Origin of the sequence: Streptomyces griseomycini, assembly GCF_014203535.1 — a bacterium.
GTDB lineage: Bacteria > Actinomycetota > Actinomycetes > Streptomycetales > Streptomycetaceae > Streptomyces > Streptomyces griseomycini.
The window spans coordinates 93,893-110,959 of record NZ_JACHJI010000001.1 but is presented as its reverse complement, the minus strand read 5'-3'; the positions used below and the strand labels follow the sequence as shown (position 1 = coordinate 110,959).

Below are 17,067 nucleotides of genomic sequence, written 5' to 3'. Positions count from 1 at the left end.
AAACGGAGAACAGTCATGGCCCAAGCCGCAGCCGTGGCGAAACCGCCCGCGCCACCCCGGCGGCGCCGTGCCTCCGCCACGCCCCGCAGGCTCCCCTACCTGCTGATCGCGCCGGCCGCCCTGCTCATGCTGGGGTTCATCGCCTACCCGGTCATCAGCGTCTTCTACTACAGCCTGCAGGAGTACAACCCCACCAAGCCGTGGCGGAACGGCTACGCGGGCTTCGACAATTTCGTCCACATCTTCACCGAGGACCCGCTGTTCTGGGACACGCTGGTGTTCAGCGCCAAGTGGGTCTTCGTCGAGGTCGGCCTCCAGCTGCTGTTCGGCCTCGCGCTGGCCCTCATCGTCAACCAGACCTTCGTCGGCCGGGGCCTCGGCCGCGCCCTGGTCTTCTCCCCGTGGGCCGTCTCCGGCGTGCTGACCTCCGCGATCTGGGTGCTGCTCTACAACTCCCAGACCGGCATCACCCGGTACCTCGCGGACCTGGGGATCGGCGACTACGGCGTCAGCTGGCTGTCGGACACCTCCACCGTCTTCCCGGCGGCGATCGTCGCGGACCTGTGGCGCGGAGTCCCCTTCTTCGCGATCCTCATCCTCGCCGACCTCCAGTCCGTCTCGAAGGACCTGTACGAGGCCGCAGAGGTCGACGGGGCCAGCCGCATCAAGCAGTTCTGGCACATCACGCTGCCGCACCTGAAGGACGCCATCATCCTGTCCACGCTGCTGCGCGCGGTGTGGGAGTTCAACAACGTCGACCTGCTCTACACGCTGACCGGCGGCGGACCCGCGGGCGAGACCACGACCCTGCCGCTGTACATCGCCAACACCTCCGTCGACGCCCACGACTTCGGCTACGCGTCGGCCCTCACCACGGTCGCGTTCGTGATTCTGCTCTTCTGCTCGATGGTCTACCTGCGACTGAGCAAGTTCGGAGGCGAGAAGTGATCACCAAAGAGGCCGCTCCGGCCGCCCCCGCCCCCGAGCGCACCGCCCCCGAACCGCTCCTCCCGGGGAAGAAGAGGCACCGGGCCTGGGACGAGGCACCCCGCTGGCAGATCTACCTCCCGCTGGGCGTCTACCTGGTCTTCACCCTCATCCCCTTCTACTGGATCCTGCTCTTCGCGCTGCGCCCGGCCGGCTCGACCTCGCTCGTGCCCTGGCCGATGACCTTCGAGCACTTCGAGAAGGTGTGGACGGACCGCAGCTTCGGCACCTTCTTCTACAACAGCGTGCTCGTCGGCGTCGCCACCCTGATCATGACGACCCTGGTGGCGCTGGCCGGCGGCTACGCCCTCGCCCGGTTCGACTTCAGGATCAAGCGGGGCTTCATGCTCGCCCTGCTGTGCTCCCAGTTCGTGCCCGGTGCGCTGCTGCTGGTCCCGCTGTTCGAGATCTTCGCCGAACTGCAGATGATCAACTCCCTCGGCAGCGTCATCATCGCCGAGACGGTCTTCCAGCTGCCGCTGTCGATGATCCTGATCAGCAACTTCATCAAGAACGTGCCGTACTCCCTGGAAGAGGCCGCCTGGGTCGACGGATGCAACCGGATGAGGGCCTTCCTGGTGGTCGTCCTGCCGCTGCTGCGGCCCGGTCTGATCGCCGTCGGCTCCTTCGCCTTCGTCCACTCCTGGAACCACTTCCTGTTCGCCCTGATGTTCCTCAACAACCAGGAGAAGCAGACCATCCCGGTCGGCCTGAACACCCTGATGAGCGCGGACAGCGTCGACCTCGGCGCACTCGCCGCGGGCGGCATCATCGCGGCCGTCCCCGTCGTGATCGTGTTCGCCTTCATCCAGAAGTGGCTGATCACCGGGTTCAGCGCGGGGGCGGTGAAGGGATGACGGCTTCCCGGACGCCCTCCCGGCCGGGAGCCGACGGGCCCCTGCCCGTCGTCCTCGCCGGCGCCCGCGGCCACGGCCGCTGGCACGTGGCGAACATCCGCCGGCTCCAGGGGAAGGGCCTCGTACGGCTCGTCGGGATCTGCGAGCTCACTCCGCTCACCGAGGAGGAGTTCGGTGGTGAACTCCCCGAGCAGTCCGCCGACTTCGGCGGCCTGCTGGACTCCACCGGCGCCCGGGCCGCGGTGGTCTGCACCCCGATCCCGACCCACACCGACCTGGCCCTGGCGGCGGCCGAGCGGGGCGTGCACCTCCTGCTGGAGAAGCCGCCGGCGCCGTCGTACGCCGAGTTCCGCCGGATGGCCGACGGGGTCGCCGCGGCCGGTGTCGCCTGCCAGATCGGCTTCCAGTCGCTGGGCTCGCACGCCGTGCCCGCGATCCGCGAACTGATCGCCCAGGGCGCCATCGGCCGGACGGTCGGGATCGGCGGGGCCGGTGCCTGGGTGCGCGACGAGGACTACTTCCGGCGGGCCCCCTGGGCGGGCCGGCGGCGGCTGAACGGCACCGACGTGGTCGACGGGGCGCTCACCAACCCGCTCGCCCACGCCGTCGCCACCGCCCTCGCGCTCGGCGACAGCACCCGCGCCGAGGACGTCACCGGCATCGAGACCGAGCTGCTGCGCGCCAACGACATCGAGTCCGACGACACCTCCTGCGTCCGCGTCACCACCGCGGGGGGCGGGCCGGTCACCGTCGCCGCGACGCTGTGCGCCGAGCGGGCCGACGAGCCGTACGTCCTGGTGCACGGCACCAGCGGCCGCATCACCTTCTGGTACAAGCAGGACCGCGTGCTGCTCCAGCGCGCGGACCACGGCCCGGAGGAGTTCGAGTTCGGCCGCACCGACCTGCTGGAGAACCTCGTCGCCCACCTCACCGACGGCACCCCCCTGCTGGTCACCCCGGACCGGACGGGCGCCTTCATGAAGGTCGTCGAGGCGATCCGGCAGGCCCCCGACCCGGCCCCGCTGCCCGCCGGCGCCTGGCACCGCGTCCCCGGCGAGAACCGCCGGGTCGTGCCCGGCATCGACGGCCTCGTCGCGGCCGCCGCCGACACCCTGTCCCTCTACTCCGAACTGGGCACCCCCTGGGCACGGCCCGCCGAGCACCTGCCGAAAGAGGTGAGCACCCGATGAGCGGCGACGACACCGCGGTCCTGAGCGTCGCGGGCCGGCCGGTCGGCCGGTACGTCATCCGGCCCGAGCTGCCGGCCCGGCTCTCCCCGCGCCCGTACCTGCACCCCGTCACCACCCTGGCCGGCACGGCGGTCACCGAGCTGAGCCCCGCCGACCACGCACACCACCTCGGCGTCGGTGTCGCCGTTCCCGACGTCGAGGGGCACAACTTCTGGGGCGGGCGCACCTTCGTCCGCGACCGGGGCCCGACCGAGCTGGACAACCACGGCTCCCAGCGGCACGTCGCCTTCCAGCTGCGCGACCCCGACGGCTTCGTCCAGGAGCTGCGCTGGGTCGCCGCCCCCGGCGAGCTGCTGCGCGAGCGCCGCACGGTCGCGGCCACCCCCCTCACCGACCGCGCCTGGGCGCTGGACCTCACCTTCTCCCTCACCAACGTCACCTCCGCCCCGCTCTCCCTCGGCAGCCCGGCCACCAACGGCCGCCCCGGCGCCGCGTACGGCGGCTTCTTCTGGCGGGCCCGCAAGGAGGAGACGGCACCGGACGTCTTCACCGCCGACGCCGAGGGGGAGGACGAGGTCCACGGCCGCCGCGCGGACTGGCTCGCCCTGGCCGGCTCCGCCTGGACGCTGGTCTTCGCCGGGGCCACCGGACCGACCCGCCGCGACCCGTGGTTCGTGCGCACCGCCGAGTACCCGGGTGTCGGCTCCTCCCTCGCCCACGACGCACGGCTGCCGGTCCCGCCCGGCGAGACGCTGGTCCGCCGGATCGTCACCGTCGTCGCCGACGGCCGCCTCGGCCGGGACGAGGCCGCGGCCCTGGCCCGCAAGGCGGTGAGCCCGTGAGCGCCGAACAGACGGACCCCACCTACCGCAACCCGGTCCTGAACGCCGACTGGTCCGACCCGGACGTGATCCGCGTCGGCGACGACTTCTACCTGACCGCCTCCAGCTTCGGCCGCGTCCCCGGACTGCCGCTGCTGCACTCCCGCGACCTGGTCAACTGGACCCTCGTCGGCCACGCCCTCCAGCGCCTGGAACCCGAGGCCGAGTTCGCGGCGCCCCGGCACGACTGCGGGGTCTGGGCGCCGTCGCTCAGGTACCACGACGACCGGTTCTGGATCTTCTGGGGCGACCCCGACCAGGGCGTCTTCCAGGTCAACGCCCCCGGGATCCGGGGCCCCTGGACCCGTCCGCACCTGGTGAAGGCCGGCAAGGGCCTGATCGACCCGTGCCCCCTGTGGGACGAGGAGACCGGCGAGGCCTACCTCGTGCACGCCTGGGCGAAGTCCCGCTCCGGGACCAAGAACCGCCTCACCGGCCACCGGATGCACCCGCACGGCACCGAACTCCTCGACGAGGGCAAGGTGATCGTCGACGCGGACCGCATCCCCGGCTGGTTCACCCTGGAGGGCCCGAAGCTCTACAAGCACGACGGCTGGTTCTGGATCCTGGCGCCCGCCGGGGGAGTGGAGACCGGCTGGCAGGGCGCCTTCCGCTCGCGCGAGTTCTTCGGGCCGTACGAGGAGAAGGTCGTCCTGGAGCAGAAGGACACCGACGTCAACGGCCCCCACCAGGGCGGCTGGGTGCGCACCCCGTCCGGCGAGGACTGGTTCCTGCACTTCCAGCAGCGCGGGGCGTACGGCAGGGTGGTCCACCTCCAGCCGATGCGCTGGGACACGGACGGCTGGCCGGTGCTCGGGGACGACGGCGCCCCCGTCACCCGGCACCGCCGCCCGGACCTGCCGCCGCAGCCGCCCGCCGCGCCCGCCACCGACGACGACTTCCCCGGCGGACGCCACGGCCGCCAGTGGCAGTGGACCGCCAACCCCCGGGACGGCTGGGCCACCCAGCACTCCGCCGACGGACTGCGGCTGACCTGCGTCCGCTCCGCCGACGCGCACGACCTGCGCAAGCTGCCCAACGTGCTCACCCAGCGGCTGCCCGGCACCCCGTGCACCGTCGAGGTGGAGCTGCGGCTCGACAGCGAGGAACCCGGGGCGCGGGCCGGTCTCGCGGTCCTCGGGGACGCGTACCGCTGGATCGGGCTCCAGCGGGGCACGGACGGCACGGTGCACCTGGTGCACCGGTTCGCCGAGGCGGTCGCGGACCACGAACGGGACGCCGACCACCCCCGGCCCGCTCCCGGGGGCCGGGCCCGGCTGCGCGTCGAGATCGGGGCCGGGGCGCGCTGCCGCTTCTCGTACGACACCGGGGACGGCTTCCGCCCCTCCGGGCAGGTCTTCGCCGCCACCCCCTGGCGCTGGGTCGGCGCCCTGCTCGGCCTGGTCGCCCTCGCGCCCGCCGGCCAGGGACACGCCGGTGCGGCCACGTTCACGCGGTTCAGGATCAGCGCCTCGTAACCGCCTCCATCCGTCCGCCTGTTGGGAGCCACAATGACGTATCTCCATAGCAAGCGCTTGCCGGCCCCGGCACCGGGACGCGGCAGGGTGGTCGCCGCCGTGCTCGGCCTCGTCACCGCGCTGGGGCTCGGGGCGGTCGGGGACGCCGAGGCGGCCCCCGCACCCGAGGCGCCCGGCCGGTGGAGCGACACCCCGCACGGTTTCGCCTCGCTGGCCGGCGGCACCACCGGCGGGGCGGGCGGCGAGGTCGTCACCGTCACCGACCAGGCGTCGCTGGAACGGTACGCGGCGGCCGAGGAGCCCTACGTCATCCGTGTCGCGGGCACCGTCACCGCCCGGCCGTTCGGCGCGGGCATCACCGTCGCGTCGCACAAGACGATCATCGGTGCCGGCACCGGCGGCGAGCTGGTGCAGGGCGAGTTCCACCTGAAGCCCGGCACGCACAACGTGATCATCCGCAACCTGACGATCCGCGACTCCGCGGTCGAGGGCGACTGGGACTGCAAGGGCACCGATTTCGACGGCGTCCAGATGGACACGGTCCACCACGTCTGGATCGACCACAACCGCTTCGCGAACATCTGCGACGGACAGCTCGACATCCGCAAGGACAGCGAGTACGTGACCGTCTCCTACAACCGGTTCACCGACAACAACAAGACGTTCGGGATCGGCTGGACGGACGACGTCCGCACGCAGATCACCATCGACCACAACTGGTTCGCGAACACCAAGCAGCGCAACCCGTCCGTGGACAACGCGGCCTACGCCCACCTCTACAACAACTACCTGACCGCCCAGGCCGATCCCGGTGACCCCGTGTGGACGTACGGGAACTGGGCACGCGGCGGGACCCGCATGGTCATCGAGAACAGCTACTACCGGGACGTCCAGCACCCCTACCAGGCCGACGCCACGGCCGAGCTGGTGCAGCGCGGTTCGATCCTGAAGAACACCACGGGCCGGCACGAGGCGTGGGGCGACGCCTTCGACCCGCGGGACTTCTACGCCTACCGGCTCGACCCGGCGTCCGCCGTACCGGCACTGGTGCAGCGGTTCTCCGGCCCGCAGCCGCGGATCGGGACCTGACCGCACGTCCGCGCACCGAGGAACGACCACGACCGACTCCCCCACAACGCCACATCCCGTTGGATCCAGAAGAAGAGAGCCGACCAATGAAGATCAGCAATCGCAGAAGCAACACCGGCGGACGCCGTGCATCGGCCGCCGTCGCCCTGGGGGCCGTGCTCGCCCTGACCGCCACCGCCTGCGGCGACGACGGCAGCGGAGCGGGCGGCGACAAGGGCGCCGAGGGCGACGGCAAGGGCAAGATCGTCTTCTGGGACAACAACGGCGGTGTCCGCACCGACATCTGGAAGGAGATCATCGCCGACTTCGAGAAGGCCAACCCGGACATCGACGTCGAGTACGTCGGCATCGCCTCCACCGAGTACCAGTCCAAGGTCGACACCGCCATCCAGGGCGGCGGCCTGCCGGACGTCGGCGGCGTCGGCGCCGCCATGCTCGCGGGCTTCGCCGCGCAGCAGGCGCTCGACCCGCTGGACGACCGCCTGGAGAAGTCGTCCCTGAACGGCAAGCTCAACAAGGACATGGTCGAGTCGCTGCGCGCCGCCGGCGGCGGCGACGACAAGCTCTACTCGATCCCCACCTCCGCGAACAACGGCGTGCTGTACTACCGCACCGACCTGTTCGAGAAGGCGGGTCTGGAGGAGCCGACGAGCTGGGACCGCTTCTACGAGGCCGCCGAGAAGCTCACGAACAAGGGCAAGAACGAGTTCGGCTACACCATCCGCGGCGGCGCCGGCTCCATCGCCCAGGCCCTGGACGCGATGTACGGCCAGTCCGGCATCACCACGTTCTGGGACTCCACCGGCAAGAAGACCACGGTCAACGACCCGAAGAACGTCGAGGCCCTGGAGAAGTACGCGGGCCTGTTCAAGAGGGTCACCCCCGCGGCCGACCTGAACAACGACTTCACCAAGATGGTCGCGCAGTGGGACTCCGGCACGATCGGCATGGTCAACCACAACCTCGGGTCCTACCAGGACCACGTGAAGGCGCTCGGCACCGAGAAGTTCCGCGGCATCCCGCAGCCCACCGGCCCCGGCGGCAAGCGGGTCCAGGTCTCCAACCCGGTCGACGGGCTCGGCCTGTTCAGGAGTTCCGAGAACAAGGAGGCCGCCTGGAAGTTCATCGAGTACGCCACCTCGCACGAGGCGAACTCGAAGTTCAACGAGTCGGCCGGGCAGGTGCCGTCGAACACGGACGCGGCGAAGGACGGGTGGATCGCGAAGGCGGAGCCGACGAAGCTGGCCGCGGACGCGCTGAACGACGGGTCCACGACCATCGTCCAGCTGCCGTACTACCTGCCGGACTGGAACACGATCTCCAAGGCCGAGAACGAGCCGAACTTCCAGAAGGTGCTCAACGGGGACATGAGCGCGAAGGACTTCCTGGACACGCTGGCGAAGCAGCTGAACGAGGCCCAGGCCGAGTGGGACGAGCAGATGGGCTGAGACCGGTGCGGTCCGGCCGTGGGGCGGCCCGTGCTCTGGGGCCGTGGGCCGCCCCCTGCCGGCCGCGCCCACGTGGCGGGGCCGCGGACCGGTGCGGCCCCGCCCCCAGGCAAGTCCCCCGTCGCCCCGTCGAAAGGCACAGGCGTGTCACTCAGCCGAAGGCAGGTCACTTCCGCCGCCGTCGCCGCCGTCCCGCTGGCGTTCGCCGCGACCGGCACCGCCCGGGCCGGCGGTCGCCACCGTCGGACCCTCTACATCGCCGGCGACTCCACCGCCGCGCAGAAGTACGCCGACGCCGCTCCCGAGACCGGGTGGGGCATGGCGTTGCCCTTCTTCCTCCGCCGGGACCTGGAGGTCGCCAACCACGCCGTGAACGGGCGGAGTTCCAAGAGCTTCGTGGACGAGGGGCGGCTCGAGACGATCCTGTCCGCCGTCCGGCCCGGGGACCTCCTGCTGATCCAGTTCGCGCACAACGACGAGAAGGCCACCGATCCGAGCCGCTACACCGAGCCCTGGTCGACGTACCAGCAGCACCTGCGGCTGTACGTCGACGGGGCGCGGGCCCGCGGGGCGCGGCCGGTGCTGGCCACTCCCGTGGAGCGGCGGCGGTTCGACGCGGCCGGCGTCGCCGTGCCGAGCCACGGCGAGTACCCGGCGGCGATGCGGGCGCTGGCGCGTCGGGAGCGGGTGGCGCTGCTCGACGTCCAGGCCCTGTCGCTGGCGCTGTGGCAGGAACTCGGGGCCGAGGAGACCAAGAAGTACTTCAACTGGACGCCCGCCGAGCAGGACAACACGCACTTCAACCCGCCGGGTGCGATCGCCGTGGCCCGGCTGGTCGCCCGGGAGCTGCTGCGCACCCGGGTGCTCGCGCCGCGCGACGTGCGCCGGCTGGACGGGGAGGTCCCCGAGGCGTGGATCACCTGGCCGGAGGCCACCGCGTAACACCCCCTGAAACCCATCGAGGAGAGCCGCACCATGAACAGACCGAACTGGCATGCCCATGCCACAGTGAGAGCCGCCTCGCTGGCCGGCTGCACCGCCCTCGTGCTCGCCCTGACCGGCACCGGAGCCCAGGCGCACTCCCCGTCGCACGGCCCGTCCCACCACCGTGACCCCGCCCGGCAGACGCTGGCCCCGAACGACGGCTGGGCCTCCTACGGCACCGGCACCACCGGGGGCGCCGCCGCGGACGCCGAGCACGTGTACACCGTGACGGACTGGGCCGGGTTCAAGGCCGCCCTGGCGGACGGCGGCGACGCACCGAAGATCATCAAGGTGAAGGGGACCATCGACGCGGTCTCCGAGGGCTGCGAGGCGTTCGCCGTGCCCGGGTACGACTTCGACGCCTACCTGGAGAAGTACGCCCCCCGGACCTGGGGGCTCGAACAGGATCTGAGCGCCGAGCCCGACGACAGCCCGGAAGGACTGCGCAGGGCCTCGGCCGCCCGCCAGGACACGGCCATCAAGGCGGACATCCCCGCCAACACCACGATCATCGGCGTCGGCAGGAACGCCGGGATCAAGGGCGCCAGCCTGCAGATCAAGGGCGTGGACAACGTCATCGTCCGCAACCTCACCCTGGAGAGCCCGATCGACTGCTTCCCCCAGTGGGACCCGACCGACGGCGACAAGGGCAACTGGAACTCCGAGTACGACACCGCCGTCGTCCACGGCTCCACCCACGTCTGGCTGGACCACAACACCTTCACCGACGGCGAGCACCCCGACAGCGAGGCCCCGACCCACTTCGGCATGCTCTACCAGCAGCACGACGGCGAACTGGACATCGTCAAGGGCGCCAACCACGTCACCGCCTCCTGGAACGTCTTCACCGAGCACGACAAGACGATCCTGATCGGCAACAGCGACAGCGAGTCCACCGCCGCCGGCGACCGGGGCAAGCTGAAGGCGACCTTCCACCACAACCTGTTCTCGAACCTGGTCGAGCGCGCGCCGCGCGTCCGCTTCGGACAGGTCGACGTGTACAACAACCACTTCGTGGCGGACGCCGGCTACTCCTACAGCTTCGGCATCGGCAAGGAGTCCCAGCTCGTCGCCGAGCACAACGCGTTCACCCTGCCCGAGGGCATCAGCCCGGCGAAGATCCTCAAGAGGTGGAACGACTCGCCGCTCACCGCCGCGAACAACCGGGTCAACGGCGAGCGCGTGGACCTGATCGCCGTGCACAACGCGGAGATCCCGGCGGAGGCCCTCCGCTCCGGCGCCGGCTGGACGCCCACCCTGCGCACCGCCGTCCACCCGGCGTGGGCGGTCCCGGCGCTGGTCAAGCACTTCGCGGGCGCGGGCCGTATCCGCTGACGCCCCCGAGAACCGGCCGGGGCGGTCCGCTCCCCACCCCCACTGCGGGGTGCGGACCGCCCCGGACCCGCACCCGTCACCGAAGGAGCACCCTCATGACCCCGCCCCTGTCCAGAAGGAACTTCCTGCTCGCCGGCGCCGCGGCCGGCGGCGCGCTCGCCCTGTCCACCGCCACCGCGCAGGCCGCACCGGCCGACCACCGGCCGCGCCGCCCGTTCGGCCGGTACGGCTCACCGGCCGCGCGCCTGACCGCGAAGACCCTGTACGTCCATCCGGGCGGCGCCGGTGACTTCACCACCGTCCAGGCCGCCGTGACCGCCGCGGCCGGCCCCGGGCACACCCTGGTCATCGCCCCCGGCACCTACCGCGAGACGGTCTCGGTCGACGCCGACCGCACCGACATGACCTGGCTCGGCGCCTCCGAGGACCCCCGTGACGTGGTCGTCGTCTTCGACAACGCGGCCGGCACCCCCAAGCCCGGCGGCGGCACCCACGGCACCTCCGGCTCGGCCACCACCACCCTGCGCCCCGACGGCTTCACCGCCCGCTGGATCACCTTCGCCAACGACTGGCTGCGCGCCGACCACCCCGGGACCAGCGGCACCCAGGCCGTCGCCCTCAAGGTGCAGGGCGACCGCAGCGCCTTCACCCACTGCCGGTTCCTCGGCCACCAGGACACCCTGTACGCGGACTCGCTCTCCCTGGACACCTTCGCCCGCCAGTACTTCTCCCACTGCTACGTCGAGGGCGACGTCGACTTCGTCTTCGGCCGGGCCACCGCCGTCTTCGCGCACTGCCACTTCCGCACCCTGGTCCGCCCCGACCTGACGGGCGCTCCGTACGGCTTCGTCTTCGCGCCCTCCACGGCCGGCGCCAATCCGCGCGGCTACCTGGTCACCAGGAGCCGGATCAGCAGCGAGGCCCCCGACGGCTACTACAAGCTGGCCCGCCCCTGGGTGCCCAGCTCCGACCGCACCGCCCGCCCGATGCTCACCGTCCGGGAGACCCACCTCGGCGCCGGCATCGACGCGGTCGCCCCGTACACCGACATGTCGAGCGGTTACCCGTGGCAGGACCAGCGCTTCGCCGAGTACCGCAACACCGGACCGGGCGCCGTGATCACCGTCCCCGAGAACCGGCCCCAGCTCACCCGCGCGCAGGCCGCGTCCCACACCCGGGAGGCGTACCTCGGCGACTGGCGGCCGTATGCCCGCCGCCGGTGACCTGCCCGGTTTCCACCCGGCGCTCAAGGACGAGCTCACCTTCCCGCTCGCCTGGGGCGCCTCGCCGGTCCGGGACTTCGAGGCGTGGCGGCGGGCGGCCCGGGCCAAGGTCGAGGAGCTGCTCGTCGTCCCCCGCCAGGACGGCGTGCCGTACGCGCCGGAACGCACGCACGGGTCCGCGGCCGGCGGTTTCACCCGCGAGCTGGTGACCGTCTCCCTCACCCGCTACGCACGGGTCCGCGGTGCCCTGCTCACCCCGCGGGGCACCGGGCCCTTCCCGGCCGTGCTGCTGCTGCACGACCACGGCTCCCGGTTCGACATCGGCAAGGAGAAGGCCGTCCGGCCCTGGTACGACGACACCCGGCTCGCCTCCGCCCTGGAGTGGGCCGACCGGTGCTTCGGCGGCCGCTTCGTCGGGGACGAACTCGCCCGGCGCGGATACGTGGTGCTGTGCCTGGACGCCCTCGGCTGGGGCGACCGCGGCCCCCTCGCCTACGAACAGCAGCAGGCGCTGGCGAGCACCCTCTACCACCTGGGCTCCTCGCTCGCCGGCCTCCACGCCCGCGAGGACCAGCGGGCCGCCGCCTTCCTGGCGGGCCTGGACCGGGTGGACGGGCGCCGGGTCGCCGCCGTCGGGTTCTCCATGGGCGGCTACCGCGCCTGGCAGGTCGCCGCCCTCAGCGACCACATCGCGGCCGCGGCGAGCGTGTGCTGGATGACGGGGCTGAAGGAGATGATGGTCCCCGGGAACAACACGCTGCGCGGCCAGTCGGCGTTCCACATGCTCCACCCGGGGCTCTCCCGGCACCTCGACCTCCCCGACGTGGCGAGCATCGCCGCGCCCCGGCCGATGCTGTTCTTCCACGGCGGGCGGGACGCCCTGTTCCCCGCCGACGGGGTGCGGGTGGCGTACGAGAAGATGCGCGCCGTCTGGCGCTCGCGCCGCGCCGGGGAACGGCTGCGGCTGAAGACGTGGCCGGAGCGCGGCCACGTCTTCGACACCGCGATGCAGGACGAGGTGTACGCCTGGCTCGACGCCGTCCTGTGAGCCGGGCGCGGCCCGGCGCCGCACCGGCCGCACCGGCCGCACCGGCCGCACCGGCCGGACCGGCTCCGGTGCCGGCGACCGGTTCGACGGTGCCGTGCCGCGGGCAGCCGGAGGACGGGTCGCGCGGGCCCCTCCCGCCGATCGCGGAGGTCAGCACGTGCCTGCCCGCGTTCGGCCCGCGTCAGTGCCGGGGCAGGAAGGACGCCCCCGCCGGGTGTGGGCCGGCGAGGGCGTCCCGACGGCCGTCCGGATGGGGGTCCGGCCGGCCGGGGCCCGGCCGCCCGAGGGGGGTTCGGGCGTCACCGGGACCGGGCCGCCGGACGTCGAGACGGCGGCCCGGAGTCGGTCACGGGCTCGGCGGGATCACTTGTAGGTGATGTCCGAGGCCGAGAACCTGCAGTACTTCCCGTCGGGGCCGGAACCGAGGTCCTTCGGCTCCTTGCCCGAGTTGTTGCCCTGGAAGCGGGTGCAGGTCTTGATCTTCTTCTTGCTGTCGCCCTGGATGCGGATCTGCGACAGCGTGGCGGTGTCGCCGTAGTTGGTGTTGATGCCGACGAGCGACTTGCCGGGCGCGACCACGTCGATGTCCTTCAGCACGATCGTGCGCTTGTACTGCGTCTTGCAGTTGCCGCAGGAGCGCACCAGCTTGCCGAAGTCCTCGACCCGGAAGCCGCTCACGGTCAGCGTGCCGGCGCCGTTGAACTGCAGCACCTTGTCGTCGGCCTTCTTCGCGCCGCCGCCGATCACCTTGTACTGGGCCGACGACGACTTGCCCTTGAAGCTGGCGGCGTCCTCGCCGACGTCCAGCCACCACACGTTCTGCAGCGTGCAGCTGCCCTTGCAGTGCACGCCGTCGGCGGCCGGGGTGCCGATGACCACGTTCTTCAGCGTGGCGCCGTCGGCCAGTTCGAAGATCGGGTCCTGGCCCTCGTCCTGGCCGTCGCCGCCCAGGGCGCCGGTGCCGTAGAACTTCTTCATGCCGCCGTCGTAGACGCCGGAGACCGGAACGGTCTTCGACACCGGCTTGCCGCCGGTGTCCGCGGGCCAGGCCGAGGCGGCGCCCGCGGTGGACAGCATCGTCGTGGTGACGATCGCCGCACCCGTGATGCCGAGCGCGGAGACTCCGGCGATCACCGCCCGCTTCCTCGCGGTCCGGCGACGGTGGGAGACGCGCTGTTCGGCTCGTGCAGTCATGCCCATTCCTTGCGTGGGGAGGATCTTTGCGCCTCTTGGTCGCCACCGCCGCGGGAAGGGTTGCCGCGTCCCGGGAATTTTTCTCTACGCGTCCTCGTCGCCGTCCGAATCCCCGCCGTCCGCCGCGTCCTCGTCGCCCTGGCGTGCGAAGTCGCCGCCCACGCCGAGCCGTTCCGAGCCGGTGGCGGCCGTCGCGGCGTAGCGGTCGTCCGCGGCGTCCCGGCCGCCGCGTTCGTGGTCGTACTGCCCCGCGAACACCCACTCGCCCGGTGGGACCGTACGGCCCTTCCGGAGCGTCCAGGTGTAGACGAGGAAGCCGTCCCGCTCCTCCACCGTGAGGCCGAAGTCGTCCTCGGGCAGCGAACGCCAGGCGCCGGTGGAGGACACCCCGCCGGTCTGCGCGATCCGCAGCTCCACGGTGAGCGCGGTCAGCCGCTCGGCGGTCTTCAGGGTGACGTTGCTCTGCGCCCAGAACTCGTTGCTGTGCGGGTCCACCGAGCCGTCCGACCACAACGGCCCGTCCTCCACCCCGGCCGGCGGCCGGGTGGTGCCGGACGCACTCGGCGTCCCGGCGGGCGCGGTGCCGGTGTCCCGGGGCCGGTCCGAGGCGTCCGGCGAGGGCTCCACCGGGGGCGCGGGCTTCCTGCTCGTCGCCTCCGGGGAGGGCGTGGGTGTGGGCGTGGGCGTCGGTGAGACGGCCACGTGCCGCTGCTCCGGGGCCTCGTCGCCCTTCACCGCGGAGGCGACGGCGTAACCGCCCACCGCGAGCACCCCGGCCACCGCGGCCGTCGCGCTCGCCACCCGGACCCAGCCGAACACCGGCGGACGCCGGGCGCGGTGGTCCGGGCGGGCCGGGCCGGCCATGCCGCGCTCGATCCGGGCCAGCATGCGTTCCCGGTCGGGCTCGTGCGCCCCGGCCGCCTCCTGCAGCCGGGCGCGCAGCTCCTCGTGCACGTCCCGCCGCATCGTCACCGGTCCCTTCCCTCGACCTTGCCGGAGCGTTTCCGCATGCCCTCGGCCGCATCCCCGCGGGCGGCCGTCCCCACCGCCGCGTGCACCCGCTGCGGCACCTCCCGCGTGCCCAGCAGCCGCTGCAGCTCGGCCATCCCCTTCGAGGTCTGGCTCTTCACCGTACCCACCGAGACGCCCAGGGCCAGCGCGGTGTCCTTCTCCGACAGGTCGAAGGCGTGCCGCAGCACCACGCACGCCCGCTTGCGGAACGGCAGCCGGCGCAGCGCCTCCTGCACGTCCACCACGCCCGCCACGTCGGGATTCTCGGTCCGTTCCTCGCGCTGCGACCAGAACAGCGCGATCCGGCGCCGTTCGCGCACCGCGCTGCGGATCCGGGTGCGGGCCAGATTGGCCACCACGCCCCGGGCGTACGCCACCGGATGGTCCGCGGCCCGCACCCGGTCCCAGCGGTGCCACAGCGCCAGCAGCGCGTCCGCCGCCAGATCGTCGGCGGTGTCCGCCTCACCGGTCAACAGGTTGGCCAGCCGGGACAGTTCGGCGTAGTGGCGCTCGAAGAAGGCGTGGAACTCCACGGAGGCGGTGTCGTCGACGACGGTGCCCATGGGCCTCCCTCCCCTCGCAGCGGCTTCGGGCGCCCGAGGGGCGCCTGCGTGGCTGTGCGTGTCCTCCGGACGACATGTGAACATCCGGCGTGGGCCGGACGAGATCCGGAGCGTAGCAGTGATCGTTCACGAGTTCGTACGGAGGGCCGAACGGCGTGTGACCCGTCGTCACCGGGGTGCCGGGGAGAGGGACAAGACGACGGGCCGCCCCCGGGGGGAAAGGGGCGGCCCGTCCGTTCGGACGGCCTCTCGGCCGGGAGGTTCAGTCCTCGAGTGCCGCTTCCATCGCCGCCCTGGCGACCGGCGCCGCCAGACCGTTGCCGCTGACCTCCGAGCGGGCCGCGTCGGACTGCTCCACCACGACCGCCACGGCGACCTCCCGGCCGGAGGAGTCGGACTCGGCGTACGAGGTGAACCAGGCGTACGGGACCTTGCTGTTGTTCTCGCCGTGCTGGGCGGTGCCCGTCTTGCCGCCCACGGTCGCGCCGGGCATCTGCGCGTTGGAGCCCGTGCCCTCCTCGACGACCGTCCGCATCGCCGACCGCAGCTGCTCGGCGGTCGAGGAGCTGACGACCTCCTTCGTGTCCGCCTCGTCGTCGTAGTCCTTCAGCACGTCGCCGCCGCTGTCGGTGATCTGCGCGACCATGTGCGGCGACACCAGCTCGCCGCCGTTGGCTATCGCCGCCGACACCATCGCCACCTGCAGCGGCGTCGCGGTGACGTCGAACTGGCCGATACCGGTCAGCGCGGTCTGGGACGGCACCATGTCCGAGGGGTACACGCTGGTGTAGGCGCGCACCGGCACGTCCTGCGTCTCGTCGTTGAAGCCGAACTTCTCGGCCATCGCCCGCACCTTGTCCTGGCCCAGGTCGTGGGCCAGCTTCGCGAAGACGTTGTTGCAGGAGTACTGGAGCCCCACCCGGATCGTGGCGTTCTCACAGGGCGCGTCCGGGTTCTCGTTGGTCAGGTCCGTGACCGTGCCCGGCAGCGTGTACGGGTCGGGGCTCTCGGTCGGCTCGTCCACCGACGCGTACAGCCCGTCCTCCAGCGCCGCCGCCGCGACCACCAGCTTGAACGTCGAACCCGGCGGCAGCGGCTGGCGCAGCGCCCGGTTGACGAGCGGCTTGTCCGGGTCCTCGGTGAGCCTCTCCCAGGCCTCGCCGGCGGTGTTGGCGTCGGTCAGCGACGTGGGATCGTAGGACGGGGTCGACACGGCCGCGAGGATCCGGCCCGTCCCCGGGTCGATCGCGACCGCCGCGCCCTTCTTGTCGCCGAGCGCCTCGTACGCCGCCTTCTGCACCTCGGGGTCGATGGTCGTCACCACGCTGCCCGGTTCGGCCCGCTGGTTCGTGACGGTGTCCATCACCGTCCTCAGGCGGGGGTCCGTGCCGTTGAGCAGGTCCTCGTAGATGCCCTCGAGCTGCGTCGGCGCGTAGGCCTGCGAGGCGTAGCCCGTCACCGCCGCGTACAGCGGGCCGTTCTCGTACGTGCGCTTGTAGGCGAGGTCGCCTCCTTCCGTCCGCGCCGAGCCGGTGATCGACTCACCGGCCACGACGATGTTCCCCAGCGGCTCCGCGTACGTCAGAATCGCGTTGCGCCGGTTGTCCTTGTCGTCCGCGAGTGCCCGGCCCTCGTAGAACTGCACCCAGGTGGCCCTGACCAGCAGGGCGAGCACCAGGAGCAGCGTGAAGACCGAGGCGCGCCTGATCGTCTTGTTCATTCCGTCCGGACAGACGGACGAGAGCGGCCGGATCGTTCCCGTCCGCCCGATTTCTCATC

14 protein-coding genes and 1 pseudogene are annotated in these 17,067 nt (G+C 72.1%); 11 read left to right on the top strand and 4 right to left on the bottom strand.

Features of this window, described 5'->3' with window-relative positions:
- The first annotated feature begins 15 nt into the window (after positions 1-15).
- The 11 genes and pseudogenes from FHS37_RS00520 to FHS37_RS00470 all read left to right on the top strand — a co-directional run bounded on the left by FHS37_RS00520 (position 16) and on the right by FHS37_RS00470 (position 12,520).
- Entirely contained in the window at positions 16-948 is a 933-nt protein-coding gene (locus FHS37_RS00520) for a carbohydrate ABC transporter permease (RefSeq protein WP_184816969.1), read from the top strand.
- Positions 945-1,844, top strand: coding sequence for a carbohydrate ABC transporter permease (locus FHS37_RS00515; RefSeq protein WP_184816968.1), 900 nt, complete (start codon positions 945-947; stop codon positions 1,842-1,844). The genes FHS37_RS00520 and FHS37_RS00515 overlap by 4 nt, the downstream gene beginning before the upstream one ends.
- Positions 1,841-3,034, top strand: a complete 1,194-nt coding sequence (locus tag FHS37_RS00510) for a Gfo/Idh/MocA family protein (RefSeq protein WP_184816967.1) — start codon at positions 1,841-1,843, stop codon at positions 3,032-3,034. The genes FHS37_RS00515 and FHS37_RS00510 overlap by 4 nt, the downstream gene beginning before the upstream one ends.
- Positions 3,031-3,876: a DUF6807 domain-containing protein gene (locus FHS37_RS00505; RefSeq protein WP_184816966.1), complete on the top strand. Its 846-nt coding sequence runs from the start codon at positions 3,031-3,033 to the stop codon at positions 3,874-3,876. Before FHS37_RS00510 ends, FHS37_RS00505 begins: the two co-directional genes overlap by 4 nt.
- Positions 3,873-5,393 carry a glycoside hydrolase family 43 protein gene (locus tag FHS37_RS00500; protein ID WP_184816965.1) on the top strand — a complete coding sequence of 507 codons (1,521 nt, stop codon included), beginning with the start codon at positions 3,873-3,875 and terminating at the stop codon, positions 5,391-5,393. The genes FHS37_RS00505 and FHS37_RS00500 overlap by 4 nt, the downstream gene beginning before the upstream one ends.
- A gap of 33 nt (positions 5,394-5,426) precedes the next feature.
- Positions 5,427-6,479 (top strand): annotated as a pseudogene (locus tag FHS37_RS00495) (pectate lyase family protein); the annotation flags it as partial.
- 89 nt (positions 6,480-6,568) lie between these two features.
- A complete protein-coding gene (locus FHS37_RS00490; RefSeq protein ID WP_184816963.1) occupies positions 6,569-7,930 on the top strand; it encodes an ABC transporter substrate-binding protein in 1,362 nt (453 codons plus the stop codon).
- Positions 7,931-8,074: 144 nt separating this feature from the next.
- Positions 8,075-8,872, top strand: a complete 798-nt coding sequence (locus FHS37_RS00485) for a rhamnogalacturonan acetylesterase (protein ID WP_184816962.1) — start codon at positions 8,075-8,077, stop codon at positions 8,870-8,872.
- A 33-nt stretch (positions 8,873-8,905) separates the two neighbouring features.
- The gene (locus FHS37_RS00480) at positions 8,906-10,249 is read left to right on the top strand and encodes a pectate lyase family protein (protein WP_184816961.1); all 1,344 of its coding nucleotides are present in this window, start codon (positions 8,906-8,908) and stop codon (positions 10,247-10,249) included.
- 95 nt (positions 10,250-10,344) lie between these two features.
- Positions 10,345-11,472: a pectinesterase family protein gene (locus FHS37_RS00475; protein ID WP_184816960.1), complete on the top strand. Its 1,128-nt coding sequence runs from the start codon at positions 10,345-10,347 to the stop codon at positions 11,470-11,472.
- Entirely contained in the window at positions 11,456-12,520 is a 1,065-nt protein-coding gene (locus FHS37_RS00470) for a dienelactone hydrolase family protein (protein WP_184816959.1), read from the top strand. Before FHS37_RS00475 ends, FHS37_RS00470 begins: the two co-directional genes overlap by 17 nt.
- A 363-nt stretch (positions 12,521-12,883) precedes the next feature.
- Here FHS37_RS00470 and FHS37_RS00465 read toward each other — a convergent pair whose 3' ends face one another.
- The 4 genes from FHS37_RS00465 to FHS37_RS00450 form a co-directional block, all read right to left on the bottom strand.
- Positions 12,884-13,714, bottom strand: coding sequence for a pectate lyase (locus tag FHS37_RS00465; protein ID WP_184816958.1), 831 nt, complete (start codon positions 13,712-13,714; stop codon positions 12,884-12,886).
- Between the two features lie 84 nt (positions 13,715-13,798).
- Entirely contained in the window at positions 13,799-14,686 is an 888-nt protein-coding gene (locus tag FHS37_RS00460) for a hypothetical protein (protein ID WP_184816957.1), read from the bottom strand.
- Positions 14,683-15,288 (bottom strand): SigE family RNA polymerase sigma factor, encoded by a 606-nt coding sequence (locus FHS37_RS00455; protein ID WP_184816956.1) that lies wholly within the window; start codon positions 15,286-15,288, stop codon positions 14,683-14,685. Before FHS37_RS00455 ends, FHS37_RS00460 begins: the two co-directional genes overlap by 4 nt.
- A 262-nt stretch (positions 15,289-15,550) precedes the next feature.
- Positions 15,551-17,008, bottom strand: a complete 1,458-nt coding sequence (locus FHS37_RS00450) for a peptidoglycan D,D-transpeptidase FtsI family protein (RefSeq protein WP_184816955.1) — start codon at positions 17,006-17,008, stop codon at positions 15,551-15,553.
- Between the last annotated feature and the right edge of the window lie 59 nt (positions 17,009-17,067).

What these genes read in the sequence shown, in the direction of transcription:
- FHS37_RS00455 (WP_184816956.1), bottom strand. Translation starts at nt 15,288, where the DNA reads ATGGGCACCGTCGTCGACGACACCGCCTCCGTGGAGTTCCACGCCTTC.
- FHS37_RS00475 (WP_184816960.1), top strand. Translation starts at nt 10,345, where the DNA reads ATGACCCCGCCCCTGTCCAGAAGGAACTTCCTGCTCGCCGGCGCCGCG.
- FHS37_RS00520 (WP_184816969.1), top strand. Translation starts at nt 16, where the DNA reads ATGGCCCAAGCCGCAGCCGTGGCGAAACCGCCCGCGCCACCCCGGCGG.
- FHS37_RS00465 (WP_184816958.1), bottom strand. Translation starts at nt 13,714, where the DNA reads ATGACTGCACGAGCCGAACAGCGCGTCTCCCACCGTCGCCGGACCGCG.
- FHS37_RS00490 (WP_184816963.1), top strand. Translation starts at nt 6,569, where the DNA reads ATGAAGATCAGCAATCGCAGAAGCAACACCGGCGGACGCCGTGCATCG.
- FHS37_RS00450 (WP_184816955.1), bottom strand. Translation starts at nt 17,008, where the DNA reads ATGAACAAGACGATCAGGCGCGCCTCGGTCTTCACGCTGCTCCTGGTG.
- FHS37_RS00470 (WP_184816959.1), top strand. Translation starts at nt 11,456, where the DNA reads ATGCCCGCCGCCGGTGACCTGCCCGGTTTCCACCCGGCGCTCAAGGAC.
- FHS37_RS00505 (WP_184816966.1), top strand. Translation starts at nt 3,031, where the DNA reads ATGAGCGGCGACGACACCGCGGTCCTGAGCGTCGCGGGCCGGCCGGTC.
- FHS37_RS00510 (WP_184816967.1), top strand. Translation starts at nt 1,841, where the DNA reads ATGACGGCTTCCCGGACGCCCTCCCGGCCGGGAGCCGACGGGCCCCTG.
- FHS37_RS00480 (WP_184816961.1), top strand. Translation starts at nt 8,906, where the DNA reads ATGAACAGACCGAACTGGCATGCCCATGCCACAGTGAGAGCCGCCTCG.